This window comes from Enterobacter sp. I4 (assembly GCF_022669095.1).
In the GTDB taxonomy this organism is placed as follows: Bacteria; Pseudomonadota; Gammaproteobacteria; order Enterobacterales; family Enterobacteriaceae; genus Enterobacter; species Enterobacter pasteurii.
The window spans coordinates 652,048-671,474 of sequence record NZ_JALBUO010000001.1; the positions used below are offsets into that span (position 1 = coordinate 652,048).

Sequence of the window (19,427 nt, forward strand, 5' to 3'; positions counted from 1 at the left end):
AGGGAGTTGCCAGACAGCGTCAGGCTGCCTGGCAAAACCGGTTACGGTTTTTTCTTACCCGCGCCAAGCTCGGCGCCGGTTAACGGATCGGCCGTTGGATCGGATTTCGTGCGCGCAGACATTGCTTTGACCAGTGTGGCCTGCTCCGTCGTGAGCGTTACGCTTGCGCTACCGTCACCACCATCAACCGCTGGCTGAGGGGATTCCACGTAATCGAAGTGCTTATCGCTGTTCCAGCTTCCGCGAACTTCTCCGCCCTCAGACATATTGTAGTACTTGTTGGTGTACTCTTCGATCGGCGGCAATTTACCCGGTGGGAAATTGTTGCGGATCGACTGAAGCGCCTTTTCGAACGAGAGCTGGTGCGCTGCTTCACGCGTCATTAAAAATGCCAGCGCATCCTTAACGCCCGGATCGTCCGTTACGTTAATCAGCCGCTCGTAGATAATCTTAGCGCGCGCCTCTGCCGCTATGTTAGAGCGCAGGTCAGCCGTAGGTTCGCCAATGGTATCTACGTAGGCTGCCGTCCAGGGCACGCCTGCGGAGTTGGTAAGCGGAGTACCGCCACCGTAGAGCAGGGAGGTGATGTGGCTGTCGTTGCCGTTCTCGGTCATGGACCGGTACAGCTCCGCTTCATTCTCAACGCCTTCCGCCAGTTCACCTTTTGCACCCTTGTTCAGCATACCCACCAGGGTACCGATGATTTCCAGGTGACTTAGCTCCTCGGTCGCGATATCCATCAGCATATCTTTACGACCGGGATCGTCGTCGCTCAGTCCCTGCGTAAAGTAACGACATGCCGCGGCAAGTTCGCCCTGTGGTCCGCCAAACTGCTCAAGCAGAAGGTTAGCCAGGCCCGGATTCGGTTCGGCAACGCGAACCGTGTATTGCAGCTGTTTTACGTGTCGAAACATAGATTCTCCCTCTTCCGTTATTTTTTCGCTTCTACGCCGTCCGCGTCGGAGCGCAGCAGGAACTGTTCCGTTGTCTGCGGGATGTGACGAAGCAGCCAGTCAGCCATTTCGCGCTCTTCCGCCAGAATCGTCTCGATGGCGGGAATAGAGGCGGTATCGCCCGCTTTTTTGGCCGCTGCCAGCAGGGAGGTGTAACAGGCAATTTCGAACTGCTCAAATACGTAGCCGCTGATGGAGCCTTTAACGATTTCATCAGACGGGAACATGCCGCCAATGGACTGGCCGAGCGCCGCCATTTTGCTCATGGAATCTTTAATGACTGAACGCGAAATATCATTGCGGTCAAGAATTTCCTCCAGCAATGTAATTTGGCGTTTAGTCTCGTTAACGTGTTGTTCAATTCGGGCACGCAGGTCCGGGTAATTATCAATACGGCCAGCCATTGATTCCAGCATTGATTCGGCTTGCTTTTCCATCGCATGGGCATCGCGTAGCCAATCATGGTAGTGTTCTACATGATTCATAATTAACTCCTGTGATTTATATTCTGGTTAATTTTCGGTGCTGATGCTCATCAAACTTTTAATTTATCCTTTCTGGGCTTTTTGATTAATATTGCCGACAGCCAGATCGGTTAATTTGAGATCGGTTTCTTTTTCTTCTTCCAGAGTTTCGGCAAGAAGTTTAACGGCTTTCTTATAGCCTAATTGTTCAGCCAGGGTGGCAAGGGTACCGTAGCTGGCAATTTCGTAGTGTTCTACTTTCTGCGCTGCCGCAATTAACGCAGCGTCACGTACTTCATTTTTTTCCGTACTCTCAATGACTTCGTTGGCTTCTTCAATTAAGCCTTCCATCGCCACGCACTTCATACGCTTCAGCTTGAGGCCGGACTCCTGCTCGATGATCTGATCGATACGCTCGATCTGTCCCTGCGTCTCCTCAAGGTGAGCCGTGAACGCGGCGCTCAGCTTCTCGCTGGAGGCGGCGCGGGCCAGTTTGCTTAGCGCGCGGGTCAGCTGCTTCTCAGCGCTGTAGGTGTCGGATAAGAGGTGAATAAATACGTCTTCAACACTTTTCATATTCATATATTCGCTCCGGTAAAATAAGGGGGAATTACTGCGAGCCGTAAGGCCCGCAGCATGCTCTCGATATATTTATAAGAGCTTTAAATAAGATCAGGAGTTATCAGATTTACGGCCTCCGCCGTGACTGTTCTGTCCCCCTTTCTTACCCGCTTCAGATGCGCGTTGCGGATCGTTTTTGAAATTACCGCCGCTGTGCTGGCCGCCTTTACGTCCAGCTTCTGATGCTTTTTCACGGTCTTCAGCGAAATTACCGGAACCACCACGATGTTGTTCTGCCATATATCAACCCTCATGTTGCGTTTATGTCAGGAGATACGATAAGAAAACCGTATCACTTGTCGTTCAGGAATTAACATTAGTCGTTATGTGAGAAGAGTCAAATTTATCGCCGCGCTCGTTTCACGGTATTTTCAGCGGGGAGGGGAAAATACCGCTTCGTTATGGATTTTGAAAATCCACGGTAAATCCATTGCTTAGGGATAAATAACGCGGGCGGTTAGGATTCCGCTTAGCTAATAATCTTAATATGAACGCGGCGGGAATTATTACATGAATTGACGTAGCGCAAAAATATATCGTACCGGCGCGCGTCTTTGTATTCAGAATATTCTTAAGCGAGCGGCGAAATAACGAGCCGTAAACAACGCGTCCGATCGTCATTTTTGACGTGGTCAGCCGTGACGGGTGAGGGTATGCTGCATTCGTCACCACAATAATTACAGAGGCAATGTCATGGATCAGGAGCTACTGGATGCGGGGTACCGGGCCTACACCGGCGAGAAAATTGATGTCTACTTCAACACCGGGATCTGCAAACACTCGGGGAACTGCGTGCGCGGCAGCGCAAAACTGTTCGACCTGAAGCGTAAGCCGTGGATAGCCCCCGATGAAGTGGATGAAGAAACTGTCGTACGCGTAATTGATACCTGCCCGAGCGGTGCGCTGAAGTACCGCCAAAAATAAGCGAGGAACCATGGATATTCTTGAAGGCCATAACAAGTTTTACGTTAACGATGCCGAAGGTAATCAGGTGGCGGAGATCGTATTTGTCCCGACCGGCGAGCATCTGAGCATTATCGAGCACACCGATGTGGATCCGAGCCTGAAGGGCCAGGGCGTGGGTAAACAGCTGGTGGCAAAAGTGGTGGAGAAGATGCGCGGTGAGAACCGTAAAATTATCCCCCTGTGCCCGTTTGCGAAGCATGAGTTTGATAACACGCGGGAGTATGACGATATCCGGGCGTGAAGCCGATGCCCGGCATTGCGCCGGGCAGCGCACTCAACCGACAAACATCACCGACACGCACAGCACGCCCACAATCAGCGTCAGCAGGTTACCGACAGAGCGGTACGGTTTCAGTGACGGGATCAGGTAGGTCGACAGCGTCGGCATGATGAACAGGATCATGGCGATAAGCGGACCGCTAATAGCGTAAATCATTGAGATAGCATTCGGATTGATGCAGCAGACCGCAAAGGTAATCAGCGACACCCCAAGGATCGAAACGGCGCGGTTAAAGGCGCGGCTTTTCTTCACCCCGACCTGATTCAGCGACGACTTCACGATCTCGGTTGCCCCTTCAATCACCCCAAAATAGGTGCCGAGGAACGATTTCGACATCGCAATAATCGCCACGATGATGCCGGAAATACCCAGCCATGCCGGCGACGAAGGCATCATCGACAGCGCGGACAGGATTGTCACCCCTTCCTCTTTTGCCGCCACGATATAGGACGGTGGAATCGAAAGCAGGCAGCTGAACACAAAGAACAGCACGCTGAGGCAGATGATCAGGTACGCCACCTTCATGATTTTTTTGCATTTACCCATGGCCTCGTCGCCGTATTTTTCGCGACGGTCTACGGCGAAGGTCGAGATGATAGGGGTATGGCTAAAGGCGAAAACCATCACCGGGATCGAAATCCACACCTGGTGCAGCGTATGCTGGTCGAAGGCCATCTGGCTGGTCAGCAGCGACGGCTGCCAGCTTCCCGTCAGATACAGCGAGACAAACAGGAAATAGGCGATCAGCGGAAACACCAGGAATCCCATTACCTTAATGGTAATGTGCCGCCCCATCAGGAAGATCAGATTCAGGATCAGCACCACGCCAAAGCTCACCAGCATCCGCACGCCGGTATCCACCGTCATCCGTTTCGCCAGCTGTTCAGTCAGCGAGTTGGTAATCGCCACCGCGTAAATCAGCACCACCACAAAGAAGGCCACGAAATAGAGCGTGGTGATCAGGTTACCGATCTTTTTACCGTAGTAATGGGAAACGGCGCCGGTGATCCCCTCGCTGCCTTTCGTTTTCGACGACAGGATAAATTGCGCCAGCGCCTTATGCGGCCAGTAGGTTAAGGGATACGCCACAAGGGCGGTGATCAGCAGGACAATCGCGCCAGCAGAGCCGAGCTGAATGGGCAAGAACAGGGTTCCTGCGCCCACGGCAGTGCCGTAGAGGGCGAAACTCCAGAGAGTCTCTTCTTTTGACCAAATTTTCGACATTAGAGCAACGTATCAACTATAAAACGAACAAAAAGGAGTGCAATTTACCATAATTATGCGTTGAGATCGCAGTTGCTTCGCAGGGAAGGGGCCGGAGAGGGTCTCCGGCCAGAAGGGAATTAGCCTGCCAGGGCGCGTCGCTGCTGGCGGCGCCTGATAATTTTCTCGCGCAGCGTATCGTACGCCCAGTTGTAGAGCATGGTGTACGGCAGGAAGAACAGGAAGAAGCCGATTTCCAGCGTGAATGCCTGAAGCAGCGTCACGCCCAGCACCGCGGCGACGATGGTTACGCCAATAACAATAAAGCCGCATTCAAAACCCAGCGCATGCAGGGCGCGTACTTTCGCCGTGCGCTTGACCCGCTGCACCGGCCAGAAACGGTCGAAACCGAAGTTGTAGATAATGTTCCAGAGCATTGCCGTGGTCGCCAGAATGATGGTCAGGCCACCCATTTCTAGAACCGAGCGCTGCATTAGCCACGCGGCGGTGGGGGCGAGGATCGCCGTGGCGATGCCCTCAAAGCAGACGGCATGGAAGATTCGCTCCGGTAATTTACGCTGGAGTGCATCCTGATGTTGCATATTCACCTCATGGTTACGCCAGTATGGGCGTCGATGCGGCCTATTCTTATCGCTTAAGGTGATATATAAAAGATGGTATCCATCGATAAAGTAGATACATCATGCGCTATTCTCCCGAAGCACTGACCGCGTTCGTCGAAACCGTCGCCGCCGGATCGTTTTCCGCCGCCGCCCGGCGGCTGCGGAAGAGCCAGTCCACCATCAGCACCTCCATCGCCAACCTTGAAGCTGACCTTGGGTTTGAGCTTTTCGACCGCTCGGCGCGCCAGCCGGTGTTAACCGCGCAGGGGGAACAGGTGCTGGGCTATGTGCAGTCGATTCTGGCCGCCAGCGCGCGGCTGGACGAGCTGGCGGTATCCTTAACGGCGCAAACGGAGGCGCGTTTTACCTTCGTGCTCTCCGATACGCTAAACCCGGCCGTGCTGGAAGCGATGATGAGCCAGTTCGACCAGCGTTTTCCGCACACGGAATTTGAGTGCCTGATTGGGGAAGAGGAAGACGTTATCGATCTGCTGCAAAAGGAGCGGGCGCAGATTGGCCTGACGGAAGCGCGGGACGGCTATCCGACGGATATCGGCGCGACAAGGCTGCCTATGCAGACGCGAATGGCCATCTACGTCTCTGCCGGGCATCCGCTGGCGGGCCAGCACGAGACCCACGCGGACGAGCTTCACGGCTGGCGCGAGCTGCGGCTGAGTACCTATCTTGAACGTGAGGCCACCCTTGCACGCGGGCCGGTCTGGTCCGCGCCGAACTACCTGCTGCTGTTGAGTATGGCGGTGCAGGGCTTTGGCTGGTGCGCATTGCCCTGCGCGCTGGTTGACGAATTTGCCGCGTCGAAATCGCTGGTGCAGCTGAACGTGCCGGGCTGGCCGAGGTCGATTGCTATCGATCTGCTGTGGAACAAACGATCCCCGCCCGGCGTCGCCGGAAGCTGGCTGCGCCAGTACCTTCAGGACGCGCGATAAACCTGTGACTAAACTCACTAATTTTAAACATTTGCGTCAATTGTTGATAACAATCCTCTACTATCGTCATGTCATTTTGTACAGAGGTCGTGATGAAAGATGTCGTTATAGTGGGTGCGTTACGTACGGCTATCGGCTGTTTTCAGGGAGCGCTCGCGCGTCACTCTGCGGTTGATCTCGGCAGCGTGGTGGTGAAGGCGCTGGTGGAGCGTAGCGGGATCGCCGCACATGAAGTTGATGAGGTGATCCTGGGCCAGGTGCTGACCGCTGGCGCGGGACAAAACCCTGCGCGCCAGGCGGCGCTGAAGGGCGGCCTGCCTAACACCGTTTCGGCTATCACCATCAACGACGTCTGTGGCTCAGGCCTGAAAGCGCTGCATCTGGCGACGCAGGCCATCCAGTGCGGCGAAGCGGATGTCGTGATTGCCGGCGGGCAGGAGAATATGAGCCGCGCCCCGCACGTGCTGACCGACAGCCGGACCGGCGCGCAGCTCGGAAACAGCCAGCTGCTCGACAGCCTGGTTCACGACGGGCTGTGGGACGCCTTCAACGATTACCATATGGGCGTGACGGCGGAGAACCTGGCGCGGGAATACGGCATCAGCCGCGAGCTTCAGGACGCGTATGCCCTCAGCTCGCAGCAAAAGGCGCGTGCCGCGATCGATTCCGGGCGCTTTCGCGATGAAATCGTCCCGGTCAGTACCCGGCGCCAGAACGGAGATGCGTTCATCGTCGATACCGATGAGCAGCCGCGTACCGATACCAGCGCAGAAGGGCTGGCAAAGCTCAATCCGGCCTTCGAAACGCAGGGGTCGGTGACGGCGGGCAACGCCTCTTCCATCAACGACGGCGCCGCGGCGGTGATGATGATGAGCGAAAGCAAAGCCCAGGAGCTGGCGCTGCCGGTGCTGGCGCGGATCAAAGCCTTTGCCAGCGTCGGCGTTGATCCGGCACTCATGGGGATTGCCCCGGTTTACGCCACGCGCCGCTGCCTGGAGCGGGCGGGCTGGCAGCTGAGCGAAGTGGATCTGATTGAAGTCAACGAAGCTTTCGCCGCGCAGGCGATCTCGGTCGGAAAAATGCTGGAGTGGGATCCGCTGCGGGTTAACGTAAACGGCGGCGCCATCGCGCTTGGCCATCCTATCGGAGCCTCTGGCTGCCGTATTCTGGTCTCGTTAGTCCATGAAATGAAAAAGCGTAACGCCCGCAAAGGGATTGCGACGCTGTGCATTGGCGGAGGGCAGGGGGTGGCGCTGGCTATCGAACGGTAATCTCCCCCTCCGCGCGTAAAAGCCTCCCAACGGGAGGTTTTTTTTTGCCTCCCTAAACCTTTTTTACCTTTATAAGCTCTTTCTTAAACTTTCGGCGATCCTTGCGCGGATAATAATTCGCGTTGCGATCTTCTCAGTGTGATCTCTCTCCTGAAATTTACGGTTAAATCCCCTTTTTTGTTGATGGGGTTCACGCCGATCTTTGCCAAAAAAAATGAAACAAATAATTTCGATCTTTGTCACTAAAATACAGGTGCATAAAAAATAAACTCAAGTTTCATAAAAACGAAACATCATTTTAATTGAGGGTTTTTTCATGCTTAAGAAATCTCTGGTCCTTGCCTCTCTTATTAGTGCCTCTTTTATGTCTCATGCCGTTACCGTCGATCTGCGTCACGAATACATCGACAGCGGCTCGAACGCCGACCGCGTTGCCGTCTCGCATCGCTTTGATAATGGTCTTGGTTTTTCGGTAGAAGCGAAGTGGAAGTCGGGCGGTGACAAAGCCGATCGGCCGTTTGCCGATGTGGTAGGTAACGGTCATGAAGATCAGATCAGCTGGCGCTGGAAAGCGACGGACAATATTGCCCTGACGCCAGCGTTTACGATTGAAAGCACCGACAGCCGCACCATTTATAAACCGAATTTGCATTTACAATATAGCTTCGATAATGGCTTCTACGTGGCCGCGCGTTACCGCTATGAATATACCCGTTATCCGTCAAGCGAAAATAAAGACGATGACAAGGTTAACCGTGGCGATGCCTGGATCGGTTGGGTATTAGGCGACTGGCGTACCGAGCTGAACTATGTTTATGCGAAAAGCGCAGAAGGCATGGCCCGAAATAATAATAAAGATTACTCCAACGAATATAACGCCAAGCTGGCCTATAAATGGGATAAAAACTGGGCGCCGTATGTTGAGGTAGGGAACGTGGGCGTTAAAGAGACTGACGAACGTCAGACCCGCTTCCGTTTAGGCGTGGCGTACTCTTTCTAAAACAGGCAGTACCTCCGGGAAAAGGCCGGCTCGCTTGAGCCGGTTTTTTTGTGCCGGGGGAAAACGCATTACGCAAAAAAAGCCCCCCGAAACGGAGGGCAAGGCCAGTTACAGAAACACTAACTCAAGTCAGGCATGCAACATTTCAGGTTGCTCGGGGAGTTTCGCGATATAGAGCGCCGGCTTGCCGTCTTTATCGGAACTGTACAGAACCGCTTTCTCATCCGGAGTGAAGGACGGATGCGGGTGGGTCACCTGGCGGCTGTTCGCTACCGTGGCCCAGGAGGTGTCGTGACGGGCGATGCGGAAACAGGCTTTCTTCGCCACGTCAAAGGCATACAGGTAAGGATCGTTATCGATGGTGTAGCCGCCGGTGTCTTTTACGTCGACAGGCGTGCCGGAACCGTCGCCAACGAGCATGGTGCCGTCAAAGTTGCTCATCAGGTGCGAACAGGCAGGCATGCTCATCACCGCTTCATTAATGCCGGTATCCGGGCTGTAGCGGGAGATGGTGCGCCCCTGCTGGCCCTTCAGGTAAGAGACATAGACCAGCGCGGAGCCGTCCGGCACCCAAAATTCATGCGTGCAGCTTTCACCTTCCGCGTGCGTTTTGACCTTTCGCACGTTGCTGCCGTCTTCATTGACCAGCCACATGCGTGCGTCAACCAGATCGTGCGGTCCTTCATGGCAGAAGGCCACGGTATTGTCGTCGAACGGGCGATAAATCGGATGCCCCAGCCAGATCTTCTCGTCGTGAACGGTGGCGCTTTCGCCCGTTTTCAGGTCAACGCGCAGCAGGCGGCAGTGCGGCCCCTTATGGAAGAAGTCGTGGAAAATTTTCCAGTCGTTGAGCGGCGTCCAGTCACGTCTGGCAATCTCAATGCCCACCAGTTTGGTGCAGTCGCTGTTCGCGACCCAGGTACCGTAGCCCACCCACTCTTCCGGGACGCGGTACACCTCGCGCTCCGCCAGCGTCTGTAAATCCACCTCCAGCAGGGTGCGATCGTTTTTCACATAGTAGAAGGATTTATCGTCCGGGGAGAGGAACCCGCCAAAGGTGTTATCGCCCGGGCCTTCGGTGAGCTGCACCGCTTCGGCATTGTTCAGATCCAGCAGGTAATAGTTCCAGTGACCGTCGAACTCCCCGGCGAACAGCAGATGGCTGCCGTCGTTAAAGAAGCACTTCTGGTAAAAGTAGTTGCGATGACAGGTTACTTCCGGTGGGGTCAGGCGGGTGACTTCCACGCCCGTGTCCGGATCGCGGCTGACCTCATAGTTCAGCTTGACCCGCATGCCTTTAGCCATAATGCACTCCTTTGAACGCGAAGAATGGGTTGAAAACTGGGTGTTAAATTATCAAAACATCGTTTCATTATGTGTGATTGACAGCGCAATTTATCAGTTTCAGGGCTGAGGATTGCGTCGGGATAGATTTATCGTGATCGAAACGCCATTTCTGGAAGAAACACGCAGAAAAAATGAAACGTTGTTTTAAATGTAATTGAAAAGCCATTTATCAGGGGATAATATGTGCTCATCACGAAAACGGAACGTTGTTTCGTTAATTAACTTTGCCTTCGGGCACGATCCATTCTGGAGGTTGATGTGGAAGTCAGACAAAGCATCCACAGTGCGCATGCAAAAACGCTGGATACTCAGGGGCTGCGCGGCGAGTTTTTAGTTGAGCAGGTGTTCGAAGCCGACAAATACACCATGGTCTACAGCCATATTGACCGCATTATCGTGGGCGGAATTATGCCCGTGGCGAGCACCGTCTCCGTGGGCGGCGAAGTGGGCAAGCAGCTGGGCGTGAGCTACTTCCTCGAGCGCCGCGAGCTGGGCGTGATTAACATCGGCGGGCCGGGCACCATTACGGTTGACGGCCAGTGCTACGAGATTGGCCACCGCGACGCGCTGTACGTCGGCAAAGGGGCGAAAGAAGTGGTGTTTGCCAGCGTCGACGCCGGCAAGCCGGCGAAGTTTTACTATAACTGCGCCCCGGCCCACACTACCTACCCGACCAAAAAAGTAACGCCTGCGGACGTTGCCCCGGTCACGCTTGGCGATAACCTCACCAGCAACCGCCGCACCATCAACAAATACTTCGTTCCGGACGTGCTGGAGACCTGCCAGCTCAGCATGGGGCTGACCGAGCTTGCGCCGGGCAACCTGTGGAACACCATGCCGTGCCATACCCACGAGCGCCGCATGGAAGTCTACTTCTACTTCAACATGGATGAAGATGCCTGCGTGTTCCACATGATGGGACAGCCGCAGGAGACGCGCCATATCGTGATGCACAACGAGCAGGCTGTTATCTCCCCGAGCTGGTCTATTCACTCCGGCGTGGGGACGAAAGCCTATACCTTCATCTGGGGTATGGTCGGTGAAAACCAGGTCTTTGATGACATGGACCACGTCGCTGTTAAGGATCTGCGCTAGCCGCAGGCAGTTAAGCATAACTCTGCCTGTTGGTGACAGGCGCTGAATGATTAAGGAAAAAACATGATTCTGGATGCATTTTCTCTGCAGGGTAAAGTGGCCGTGGTGTCCGGTTGTGACACCGGCCTGGGCCAGGGCATGGCGTTAGGTCTGGCGGAAGCGGGCTGCGACATCGTCGGGATTAACATCGTTGAGCCGACTGAAACCATCGAGCGCGTAACCGCGCTGGGCCGCCGTTTTCTGAGCCTGACCGCCGATCTGCGCAAAATCGACGCCATCCCCGAGCTGCTGGATCGCGCCGTGGCGGAGTTCGGTCATATTGATATTCTGGTTAACAACGCCGGTCTGATCCGTCGTGAAGACGCGATTAACTTCAGCGAGACGGACTGGGACGACGTCATGAACCTGAACATCAAGAGCGTGTTCTTCATGTCTCAGGCGGCGGCGAAGCACTTCATCGCGCAGGGGAAAGGCGGCAAGATCGTCAATATTGCCTCCATGCTCTCCTTCCAGGGCGGCATCCGCGTACCGTCTTACACCGCGTCGAAAAGCGCCGTGATGGGCGTGACCCGCCTGCTGGCAAACGAGTGGGCGCAGCACAACATTAACGTTAACGCGATTGCGCCGGGCTACATGGCCACTAACAATACCCAGCAGCTGCGCGCGGATGAAGAACGCAGCGCGGCGATCCTCGAGCGTATTCCGGCGGGGCGCTGGGGCCTGCCGAGCGATCTGATGGGGCCGATTGTGTTCCTGGCTTCCCCGGCATCGGATTACGTTAACGGCTACACCATTGCCGTCGACGGCGGCTGGCTGGCGCGTTAATTCAGCCTGAATAAAGAACCTCTGCCCCCGGGCGGAGGTTTTTTTTGCGCCAAAATAGCCATTATCCATATCCTGAAAGATGAAAAATCCATATCAAAAAAGAATAAATGACGCGCATCACACATTAATTGCTTAAAAATGAACTGATTAATAAAAAAGCAGGTTTAATTACCCTGATTTGAAATTGTAATGTCCATCACAGTTCCATGTGTCGTAGCGAAAAAATCCATATCTTCACCAGTTCCGACCTGACACTTTCTGCCGGTATCTCGTAATTTCAGTTAACGAATTTCGCTGTTGAGGCAGGAAACTATGACATCTATAAATGACTCTACCCTTATGCCCGCTGCGCTGCGCGATACCCGACGCATCAACCAGTTTGTTTCTGTTGCGGCTGCCGTAGCCGGCTTACTGTTCGGACTGGATATCGGCGTTATCGCCGGCGCACTGCCCTTTATTACCGACCACTTCACGCTGAGTAACCGCCTTCAGGAGTGGGTGGTGAGCAGCATGATGCTGGGCGCAGCCATCGGCGCGCTGTTTAACGGCTGGCTCTCGTTCCGTCTCGGGCGTAAATACAGCCTGATGGTCGGGGCGATCCTGTTCGTTGCCGGCTCCATCGGCTCGGCGTTTGCCACCAACGTTGAAGTGCTGCTGCTCTCCCGCGTGCTGCTGGGCGTGGCGGTGGGCATCGCGTCCTACACTGCGCCGCTGTACCTCTCCGAAATGGCGAGCGAGAACGTGCGTGGTAAAATGATCAGCATGTACCAGCTGATGGTGACGCTCGGGATCGTGCTGGCGTTCCTGTCGGACACTTACTTCAGCTACAGCGGCAACTGGCGGGCAATGCTTGGCGTACTGGCGCTGCCTGCGCTGGTGCTGATTGTGTTAGTTATTTTCCTGCCGAACAGCCCGCGCTGGCTGGCGCAAAAGGGGCGTCACGTGGAGGCGGAAGAGGTGCTGCGCATGCTGCGCGACACGTCCGAAAAAGCGCGTGAAGAGCTGAACGAGATCCGCGAAAGCCTGAAGCTGAAGCAGGGCGGCTGGTCGCTCTTCCGGGCTAACCGCAACGTGCGCCGCGCGGTGTTCCTCGGCATGCTGCTGCAGGCGATGCAGCAGTTCACCGGTATGAACATCATCATGTACTACGCGCCGCGCATCTTCAAAATGGCCGGTTTCACCACGACCGAGCAGCAGATGATCGCCACGCTGGTGGTGGGGCTGACCTTTATGTTCGCAACCTTCATCGCGGTGTTCACCGTTGATAAGGCCGGACGCAAACCGGCGCTGAAAATTGGCTTTAGCGTGATGGCGCTCGGCACGCTGATCTTAGGCTACTGCCTGATGCAGTTCGATAACGGCACGGCGTCCAGCGGCCTCTCCTGGCTCTCCGTTGGCATGACCATGATGTGCATTGCCGGTTATGCAATGAGCGCAGCGCCGGTGGTGTGGATCCTGTGCTCTGAAATTCAGCCGCTGAAATGCCGCGACTTTGGCATTACCTGTTCCACCACCACCAACTGGGTGTCGAACATGATCATCGGTGCGACCTTCCTGACGCTGCTGGATGCGATTGGCGCGGCGGGCACCTTCTGGCTCTATACGGTGCTGAACGTGGCGTTTATCGGGGTGACCTTCTGGCTGATCCCGGAAACCAAAGGCGTGACGCTGGAGCATATTGAACGCAGGCTGATGAGCGGGGAGAAACTGCGTAATATCGGCTTGTGATTTATCCCCCTCACCGTGACCCTCTCCCCAATGGGTTGAGGGTTCCCCACAAAACAATGCCTGCACGGAGGACCCCCTCTCCCTTGAGGGTGTACGGTCCGGGGACATGGTAGACAGGTGTTCGGGGACATGGTGAACACTTTTTAACATCCTTTACCCATGGTGATCGACTTTTTCTTCAGGTCGATCACCCCCACTTTCGTGCTGTACCACCACACCTCGTAGCGGCCGTCTTCCTGCATCTCCTTCAGCCCGACCCGTTCTCCCCTGAACGCCTTGCCTGCGCTCAGACTTACCCCTTTCACGCTCAGCTTTCCGCTGATATCCACTTTCCTGACCATCACGCCCTCGTCGTATTCCGGGGGCGGTGTGTTGCCGCTGTACTGCCGTGCAGACGGCTTATACCGCGAGCCCGGTACCGCCATATCCAGCGCCTCATGCGGGCGTTCAAGGTTATAGACCGTCCGCCAGTGGTCGAAGGCGCGCTGCAGTTCGCCCTCGTTCGCGAACCACTTCCCCTGCAGCACCTCCGTCTTCAGGCTGCGGTGAAAACGCTCCAGCTTGCCCTGCGTCTGCGGATGATACGGCCGGGAGTGCCCCACCCGGATACCATGGCGCATCAGCCACAGCTCCAGCGCCGTCCAGGTGCCGGTGGTATCTCCCCACGGGGCGCCGTTGTCCATTGTCATCCGGTCCGGCAGGCCGTAGCGTTCAAACACGCTGACCAGCAGCTGCTGCACGGTCTCGCGCCGTTCATCGGTACAGTGCGCCAGGCACAGGGAAAAACGGGAGTGGTCGTCCAGCAGGGTGAGCGGATGGCAGCGGCCACCGCCAAAGGGAAAGTGGCCCTTAAAATCCATCTGCCAGAGGCGGTTCGGCGCGTCATGTTCGAACCGCCCCGTGGCGGGAATGCCCGGTGAAGTGCCCGGCAGCAGACCATGGCGGGCCATAAGGTTATGGACGGTGCTGAAGGCGGGCATAGTGTGCCCCTGGTCTTCGAGCCAGTGCTTTATCTTGCGCGCGCCCCAGCGTTGATGGCGGTCATGGCCATACGCAGCAGGGCAGTGATGTCGTCAGATGAGCGGTTCGGGGAATGGTGCGGTATGCGCGGGCGGTCCTGAAGGCCGGAGGCACCTTCCTCTCCCCAGCGGCGAAGCCACTTGTAGCCGGTGGCAGGTGAAATGCCAAAGTGACGGCAGAGGGAACGGATGTTCGCCCCGTCCTGCGAGGCGAACAAAACAAACTCGGTACGTAATGACATGGTATCTCTCGCATCCCAGGGCATAAGCGACTCCATAAGCGGGTTCTTATGCCTTAGTTGTAAGTGTCTACCATGTCCCCGAACAAGTGTTCACGATGTCCCCGGACCGTACAAGGGAGAGGGCTGGGGTGAGGGGGAACATATGGCTGTTGAGGTAATTCCGTTCACGTTATGTTCCTTGCTACTCTGTAACGACATGACCGGTGAACGTGCCAGGGTGGCTCAGTCGCCACCACCCTGGCGACCCGGGCTCCCGGCGGTAAATCGCCGCTTCGCGGTGCCCTCGGCTTATTCCTTCCGGCTTATCGGGTACGGGCGGAGGCAACGTCCCTGTAAATTCCGCCCTCTCGGCGCATCCCTGCGCCTCGCCCCGGCCTGCAGGAAACGCCTCAGCGATTTACAGCCGGACCAGGGCATCGCTGACAGCCCTCAGTCATTCAGAAAACAACATTATTGCTTCTGCATAAAAAAATTACTGGGGATCCCTCGGCCCCAAGTGGAGAGGGAACTGTCCGGTGCGGTAGACGGCCTTAGCGCATCGCGCGTCTCAAAATACGCTCTGCCTGACGCTGGAAGTCCGCGGCAGTCTCTTCCACGGTTTTCTGTCCATAGTCGATATACTGCAACGAGGTGCCGAACTGCGCCACAATCTGCGGGTCGTCAAAGTAAGGTGAGACGGTGAGTTTTGCAGGCAGCGACTGCGCCAGACGCAGGCCCGCCACGGAAGGATCGTCCTCTTTGATGGTGCCGTCTTCGGTCAGATACTGCACCGCCACCTTGCTCAGCGGTACGCCGCGCTCCAGACCCAGCGTATCCACTCCCTCCTTGCTGTTCAGCAGGAAGTTAATCAGCTTCGCTGCCGCTTCCGGGTTTTTGGTTGATTTCCCGATCGACAGCATCTGCGCCGGTTTGAAGAACAGGCCCGCGTCGGTGGCGCCCGGCAGCATGGGGTAGCTGCCCAGCACCAGCTTCGCCGGTGGCTTCAGGTTGTCGGAATATTTGTTAATCGTGGAGTTCCACATGTAGGTGCCGCCCCATTCGCCCTGGATCCACGGCTTCATCTCATACATGTTGCTCTTGCCGAACGAGGCATAGTATTTGGTGTCCGGCATCACGTGGCTGTCGATCAGCTTTTTGTAGGTCTGGAAGAACTCCACCCACTGCGCTTTGGTGTAGCTGAACTTTTTGGTTTTCTCGTCCACGGCGGGGATGTTGTACTTCTGGATCATGTACGAGTTCAGCAGCGCCAGCGTATCCTGGTGCTCCAGAATGACCGGGTAGTACTGCTTGCCGAGCTTGCTTTCGAAGGTCTTACCGGCAGCCATCAGCTCGTCCCAGGTTTTCGGGTAGGCAATGCCCGCTTTTTTCCAGGTCTCGTCGTTGAAGTAGAACACGCGCGCGGTAACCGAAATCGGAATGCCGTTGAGTTTGCCGTTAACGGTGGTGGTTTGCAGCTCTTTCGGATCGAACTGCGACAGGTCGATAACGTCCTTCATCTTGTTCAGATCGTAGAAGCCGTCACCGGTTTTGGAGAAGATCGGCAGCCAGTTCCAGTTAGTCTGCATCACGTCCGGCTCGGTGCCGCCCGCAATCTGGGTCGTCAGGCGGGAGAGATGGCCGTCCCAGCCGGTATACTCGGCCTTCACGTTAATGTCCGGGTTCTGCTTATGGAACTCTTCCAGCGCTTTCAGGGTGACCTGGTGACGGCCATTGCCGCCCCACCAGGACATCCGAAGGTCCACGTTCTGCGCCATCGATGGCAAAGCGGTAAGGCCCAGGGTGGCGGAGATTGCTGCGCTTAAAAGCACTTTTTTCATTTTTATCACTCCATCAGAGAGAGAGGTTCTGTTCGGTTTTAGCGTCAAAAATATGACATTTGTTCATATCAAACGTGAAATACACCTGACGGTGAAGGCCTTTATCAATCATTGGCTTAGCTTCATCGGAAGGGATTCGGGCGGTCAGTTCGTAATCCGCGACCTTCAGGTAGACAAAAAATTCGTGGCCCATATTCTCAACGCGCACCATCTCGCCGCTGCAGCCGCCGTCCGGGAACGGCGCGTCGGAGAGCGACACAAACTCCGGGCGCACGCCGTAGAAGATCTCCTGGCCGACGTAATCTGAGACCTTCTCCTGCTGTTCCGCGCTTAGCGGCATGGTTTCATCGCCGATGGCGATGTGCAGCTGTCCCGCTTTTTCCACCAGCTGGCTTTTGCGAATGTTCATCTCCGGCGCGCCGATGAAGCCCGCCACGAACATGTTCTTCGGCTTGTGGTAAAGGTTGTCCGGCGTATCCACCTGCATGATGTGGCCGAGCTTCATCACGCAGATGCGGTCGCCCATGGTCATCGCTTCGGTCTGGTCGTGGGTGACGTACACGGTGGTCGCCGGTTTGCCGGATTTCTTCAGCTGCTTGTGCAGGTCGGAGATGCGGATACGCATTGAGGCGCGCAGCTTGGCGTCGAGGTTAGAGAGCGGCTCGTCGAACAGGAAAACGTCCGGCTTTTTCACAATCGCGCGGCCGACCGCCACGCGCTGCGCCTGGCCGCCGGAGAGCTGGCGCGGCAGGCGGTCCAGCAGCTCTTCCAGCTCCAGAATTTTGGCGGCCTCATTCACCTGGGCCTCGATCCGATCTTTCGGCAGCTTGCTCAGCTTGAGGCCAAAGGCCAGATTCTCGCGCACCGTCATGTGCGGGTAGAGCGCATAGTTCTGGAACACCATCGCAATCCCGCGCTCTTTCGGGGCGAGGTTGTTTACAATCCTGTCGCCGATTCGCACTTCGCCGCCGCTGATGGTTTCCAGCCCCGCCAGCATGCGCAGGGTGGTGGATTTGGCGCAGCCGGATGGCCCCACGATCACCATGAATTCCCCTTCAGCGATCTTAAGATCGATAGCGTGCACCGCTTTAAAACCGTTGGAGTAGACCTTTTCCAGCTTGTTGAAAATAACTTCAGCCATGATTTTTTCCTCTTAACCTTTAATTCCGCTGCTGGTGACGCCCTGTACGAAGTAGCGCTGTGCCAGGAAGAAGACAATGATGGATGGCAAAATGGAGATGCTCGCCATTGCCAGAATTTCGTTCCACGGCGCGCCTTCGGTGACGTCGATAGACATTTTCAGCGCCAGCGCGATCGGGTATTTATCCACGCTGTAGACGTAAATCAGCGGCCCGATAAAGTCGTTCATGGACCACATGAACTGGAACAGGGCGACGGAGATAATGGCCGGTTTCAGGATCGGCACCACCACGTACCACAGCACCTGAATAGAGTTGCAGCCGTCAATCTGTGCGGCTTCTTCCATGTCGCGCGGCACGCCGCGCAGGAACTGGATCAGCATGAAGACGAAGAACCCCTGCGTGGCGAAGGCCAGCGGCAGGTACAGCGGCATATAGCTGTTCAGCATGCCCATTTCACGGAACATCAGGTACTGCGGGATAAGCAGCACGGTGCTGGGCAGCAGCATGGTGGTGATGAGCGTGGCGAACCAGAATTTCTTCCACGGGATCTCAAAGCGCGCAAAGCCATACGCCACGATAGTGGAGGAGATAATGGTCAGGATCACCTTCGGGATCACGTACTTAAAGGTGTTCAGCATGTAATGGCCGAAGTTGTACTCGGTTCCGGTTTTCCAGCCGTTCACAAAGCCATCCCAGGTGGCGTGCGCGGGCCACAGGCTGAGGGTGGTAAAGATCTCGTGGTTCGGCTTGAACGACGCCGAGAACATCCACACCAGCGGGTAGAGCATCAGCAGGCCGACAAACAGCAGGATCGCATAGCGAATACTGGCGTTGATTTTCTCTCTGCGCAGCGTGCGGGCCACTTCGCGTTCGGCAACGCCGCGTGCCGTGGAGAGTTGTTGAATATCAGCCATTTTTGCCTCCTTTATCGGCGGAGTAGAACACCCAGTATTTCGACGACTTAAAGGCGATACCGGCAAAGACGGCTACCACCAGGAACAGGACCCACGCCAGCGCCGCGCCGTAACCCATATCGAAATACTTAAACGCGGTATCGTAGATATAGAGCGAGAACAGGTAGGTTGAGTAGGTCGGTCCGCCGCCGGTGATGACGTATGGCCCGGTAAATTCCTGGAACGCCTGCGTGGTCTGCATGATGAAGTTGAAGAAGATCACCGGCGTAATCAGCGGCACGGTCACCTTCATGAACATTTGCCATTTTGAGGCACCGTCGATCATTGCCGCTTCATACTGGGACTGCGGTACGTTTTGCAGCGCGGCCAGGAAGATGACCATCGCGGAGCCAAACTGCCAGACGCGCAGCAGGGTAACGGACATCAGCGCCAGCGACGGTTCGCCCAGCCAGTTCACCGGGTCGAAACCAAATACGCCAATAAAGCTGTTCAGCAGACCGTCTATCGCAAATAAGGCGCGCCACAATACGGCAATGGCGACGGAGCTGCCGAGGATCGACGGAATATAGTAGGCGGTTCGGAAAAAGCCGATGCCGCGTAATTTAAAGTTCAGAACAAAGGCAATACCTAATGCAAACGCGAGCTTTAGCGGAATAGTTAAAAATACGTAGGCAAAGGTCACACCCATGGATTTCCAGAAGAGCGTGTCCTCGGTAAACATGTAGCGATAGTTTTCAATGCCGTTAAACACCGGCGGGCTCATCAAATCGTAATCCGTAAAGCTGAGGAAAAACGAAGAGACAAAGGGGAATGCCGTAAAGAGTATCAACCCGATAATGTAGGGTGATATCCACGCGAGCCCCAGCAGCTTGTTTTCATTCATATATACCTACCTGGCAATCAATGGTTTAAAACGGAATCTGCTCTGTTACATCTCCCCAGGCCTTATTTGTGAGGCATAGGGGCTGAA

19 protein-coding genes and 1 pseudogene are annotated in these 19,427 nt (G+C 55.6%); 8 read left to right on the top strand and 12 right to left on the bottom strand.

Annotated features, from left to right (window positions below):
- Positions 1-41: 41 nt before the first annotated feature.
- The 4 genes from MOQ06_RS03090 to MOQ06_RS03105 form a co-directional block, all read right to left on the bottom strand.
- Positions 42-914 (bottom strand): manganese catalase family protein, encoded by an 873-nt coding sequence (locus MOQ06_RS03090; RefSeq protein WP_148418579.1) that lies wholly within the window; start codon positions 912-914, stop codon positions 42-44.
- 17 nt (positions 915-931) lie between these two features.
- Positions 932-1,438 (bottom strand): ferritin-like domain-containing protein, encoded by a 507-nt coding sequence (locus tag MOQ06_RS03095; RefSeq protein ID WP_148418581.1) that lies wholly within the window; start codon positions 1,436-1,438, stop codon positions 932-934.
- 63 nt (positions 1,439-1,501) lie between these two features.
- Positions 1,502-1,999: a ferritin-like domain-containing protein gene (locus MOQ06_RS03100; protein ID WP_063451964.1), complete on the bottom strand. Its 498-nt coding sequence runs from the start codon at positions 1,997-1,999 to the stop codon at positions 1,502-1,504.
- A 90-nt stretch (positions 2,000-2,089) separates the two neighbouring features.
- On the bottom strand, positions 2,090-2,278 hold the full coding sequence (locus tag MOQ06_RS03105) for a general stress protein (RefSeq protein WP_022651794.1): 189 nt from the start codon (positions 2,276-2,278) through the stop codon (positions 2,090-2,092).
- 453 nt (positions 2,279-2,731) lie between these two features.
- Between MOQ06_RS03105 and yjdI the strand changes: the two genes are divergently transcribed.
- Both yjdI and MOQ06_RS03115 read left to right on the top strand, forming a co-directional pair.
- Positions 2,732-2,962 carry a 4Fe-4S mono-cluster protein YjdI gene (yjdI, locus tag MOQ06_RS03110; protein WP_148418583.1) on the top strand — a complete coding sequence of 77 codons (231 nt, stop codon included), beginning with the start codon at positions 2,732-2,734 and terminating at the stop codon, positions 2,960-2,962.
- Between the two features lie 10 nt (positions 2,963-2,972).
- Complete coding sequence (locus MOQ06_RS03115) at positions 2,973-3,245, top strand: GNAT family N-acetyltransferase (RefSeq protein WP_006811846.1); 273 nt, start codon at positions 2,973-2,975, stop codon at positions 3,243-3,245.
- Between the two features lie 33 nt (positions 3,246-3,278).
- Here the strand turns inward: MOQ06_RS03115 and MOQ06_RS03120 are convergent, their stop codons facing one another.
- Positions 3,279-4,508, bottom strand: coding sequence for an amino acid permease (locus tag MOQ06_RS03120; RefSeq protein ID WP_176609558.1), 1,230 nt, complete (start codon positions 4,506-4,508; stop codon positions 3,279-3,281).
- 119 nt (positions 4,509-4,627) lie between these two features.
- Positions 4,628-5,089 carry a multidrug/biocide efflux PACE transporter gene (locus tag MOQ06_RS03125; protein ID WP_242170894.1) on the bottom strand — a complete coding sequence of 154 codons (462 nt, stop codon included), beginning with the start codon at positions 5,087-5,089 and terminating at the stop codon, positions 4,628-4,630.
- A 101-nt stretch (positions 5,090-5,190) separates the two neighbouring features.
- Here MOQ06_RS03125 and MOQ06_RS03130 point away from each other — a divergent pair, with 101 nt between their 5' ends.
- The 3 genes from MOQ06_RS03130 to MOQ06_RS03140 all read left to right on the top strand — a co-directional run bounded on the left by MOQ06_RS03130 (position 5,191) and on the right by MOQ06_RS03140 (position 8,328).
- Positions 5,191-6,057, top strand: a complete 867-nt coding sequence (locus MOQ06_RS03130; RefSeq protein WP_148418589.1) for a LysR family transcriptional regulator — start codon at positions 5,191-5,193, stop codon at positions 6,055-6,057.
- 92 nt (positions 6,058-6,149) lie between these two features.
- Positions 6,150-7,328, top strand: coding sequence for an acetyl-CoA C-acetyltransferase (locus tag MOQ06_RS03135; protein ID WP_148418590.1), 1,179 nt, complete (start codon positions 6,150-6,152; stop codon positions 7,326-7,328).
- Positions 7,329-7,644: 316 nt separating this feature from the next.
- Positions 7,645-8,328, top strand: coding sequence for an oligogalacturonate-specific porin KdgM family protein (locus MOQ06_RS03140; protein WP_176609559.1), 684 nt, complete (start codon positions 7,645-7,647; stop codon positions 8,326-8,328).
- Between the two features lie 129 nt (positions 8,329-8,457).
- Here the strand turns inward: MOQ06_RS03140 and MOQ06_RS03145 are convergent, their stop codons facing one another.
- Positions 8,458-9,633, bottom strand: a complete 1,176-nt coding sequence (locus tag MOQ06_RS03145; RefSeq protein ID WP_242170908.1) for an oligogalacturonate lyase family protein — start codon at positions 9,631-9,633, stop codon at positions 8,458-8,460.
- Between the two features lie 300 nt (positions 9,634-9,933).
- Between MOQ06_RS03145 and kduI the strand changes: the two genes are divergently transcribed.
- From kduI to MOQ06_RS03160, 3 genes are all read left to right on the top strand, one after another.
- Entirely contained in the window at positions 9,934-10,770 is an 837-nt protein-coding gene (gene kduI / locus MOQ06_RS03150) for a 5-dehydro-4-deoxy-D-glucuronate isomerase (protein WP_148418596.1), read from the top strand.
- A 63-nt stretch (positions 10,771-10,833) separates the two neighbouring features.
- A complete protein-coding gene (gene kduD, locus MOQ06_RS03155; protein WP_148418598.1) occupies positions 10,834-11,595 on the top strand; it encodes a 2-dehydro-3-deoxy-D-gluconate 5-dehydrogenase KduD in 762 nt (253 codons plus the stop codon).
- Positions 11,596-11,907: 312 nt separating this feature from the next.
- On the top strand, positions 11,908-13,323 hold the full coding sequence (locus tag MOQ06_RS03160) for a sugar porter family MFS transporter (protein WP_242170911.1): 1,416 nt from the start codon (positions 11,908-11,910) through the stop codon (positions 13,321-13,323).
- Positions 13,324-13,469: 146 nt separating this feature from the next.
- Here MOQ06_RS03160 and MOQ06_RS03165 read toward each other — a convergent pair.
- The 5 genes and pseudogenes from MOQ06_RS03165 to MOQ06_RS03185 form a co-directional block, all read right to left on the bottom strand.
- Positions 13,470-14,620 (bottom strand): annotated as a pseudogene (locus MOQ06_RS03165) (IS481 family transposase); the annotation flags it as partial.
- A gap of 494 nt (positions 14,621-15,114) precedes the next feature.
- Positions 15,115-16,401, bottom strand: a complete 1,287-nt coding sequence (locus MOQ06_RS03170; RefSeq protein WP_176609562.1) for an ABC transporter substrate-binding protein — start codon at positions 16,399-16,401, stop codon at positions 15,115-15,117.
- Positions 16,402-16,414: 13 nt separating this feature from the next.
- Complete coding sequence (locus tag MOQ06_RS03175) at positions 16,415-17,542, bottom strand: ABC transporter ATP-binding protein (protein ID WP_176609563.1); 1,128 nt, start codon at positions 17,540-17,542, stop codon at positions 16,415-16,417.
- A gap of 12 nt (positions 17,543-17,554) precedes the next feature.
- Positions 17,555-18,457 carry a carbohydrate ABC transporter permease gene (locus tag MOQ06_RS03180; protein WP_148418606.1) on the bottom strand — a complete coding sequence of 301 codons (903 nt, stop codon included), beginning with the start codon at positions 18,455-18,457 and terminating at the stop codon, positions 17,555-17,557.
- Positions 18,450-19,340: a sugar ABC transporter permease gene (locus MOQ06_RS03185; RefSeq protein ID WP_006811834.1), complete on the bottom strand. Its 891-nt coding sequence runs from the start codon at positions 19,338-19,340 to the stop codon at positions 18,450-18,452. Before MOQ06_RS03185 ends, MOQ06_RS03180 begins: the two co-directional genes overlap by 8 nt.
- Between the last annotated feature and the right edge of the window lie 87 nt (positions 19,341-19,427).

Coding starts and splice junctions, on each gene's coding strand:
- MOQ06_RS03090 (WP_148418579.1), bottom strand. CDS start 914: ATGTTTCGACACGTAAAACAGCTGCAATACACGGTTCGCGTTGCCGAA.
- MOQ06_RS03095 (WP_148418581.1), bottom strand. CDS start 1,438: ATGAATCATGTAGAACACTACCATGATTGGCTACGCGATGCCCATGCG.
- MOQ06_RS03100 (WP_063451964.1), bottom strand. CDS start 1,999: ATGAATATGAAAAGTGTTGAAGACGTATTTATTCACCTCTTATCCGAC.
- MOQ06_RS03105 (WP_022651794.1), bottom strand. CDS start 2,278: ATGGCAGAACAACATCGTGGTGGTTCCGGTAATTTCGCTGAAGACCGT.
- yjdI (WP_148418583.1), top strand. CDS start 2,732: ATGGATCAGGAGCTACTGGATGCGGGGTACCGGGCCTACACCGGCGAG.
- MOQ06_RS03115 (WP_006811846.1), top strand. CDS start 2,973: ATGGATATTCTTGAAGGCCATAACAAGTTTTACGTTAACGATGCCGAA.
- MOQ06_RS03120 (WP_176609558.1), bottom strand. CDS start 4,508: ATGTCGAAAATTTGGTCAAAAGAAGAGACTCTCTGGAGTTTCGCCCTC.
- MOQ06_RS03125 (WP_242170894.1), bottom strand. CDS start 5,089: ATGCAACATCAGGATGCACTCCAGCGTAAATTACCGGAGCGAATCTTC.
- MOQ06_RS03130 (WP_148418589.1), top strand. CDS start 5,191: ATGCGCTATTCTCCCGAAGCACTGACCGCGTTCGTCGAAACCGTCGCC.
- MOQ06_RS03135 (WP_148418590.1), top strand. CDS start 6,150: ATGAAAGATGTCGTTATAGTGGGTGCGTTACGTACGGCTATCGGCTGT.
- MOQ06_RS03140 (WP_176609559.1), top strand. CDS start 7,645: ATGCTTAAGAAATCTCTGGTCCTTGCCTCTCTTATTAGTGCCTCTTTT.
- MOQ06_RS03145 (WP_242170908.1), bottom strand. CDS start 9,633: ATGGCTAAAGGCATGCGGGTCAAGCTGAACTATGAGGTCAGCCGCGAT.
- kduD (WP_148418598.1), top strand. CDS start 10,834: ATGATTCTGGATGCATTTTCTCTGCAGGGTAAAGTGGCCGTGGTGTCC.
- MOQ06_RS03160 (WP_242170911.1), top strand. CDS start 11,908: ATGACATCTATAAATGACTCTACCCTTATGCCCGCTGCGCTGCGCGAT.
- MOQ06_RS03170 (WP_176609562.1), bottom strand. CDS start 16,401: ATGAAAAAAGTGCTTTTAAGCGCAGCAATCTCCGCCACCCTGGGCCTT.
- MOQ06_RS03175 (WP_176609563.1), bottom strand. CDS start 17,542: ATGGCTGAAGTTATTTTCAACAAGCTGGAAAAGGTCTACTCCAACGGT.
- MOQ06_RS03180 (WP_148418606.1), bottom strand. CDS start 18,457: ATGGCTGATATTCAACAACTCTCCACGGCACGCGGCGTTGCCGAACGC.
- MOQ06_RS03185 (WP_006811834.1), bottom strand. CDS start 19,340: ATGAATGAAAACAAGCTGCTGGGGCTCGCGTGGATATCACCCTACATT.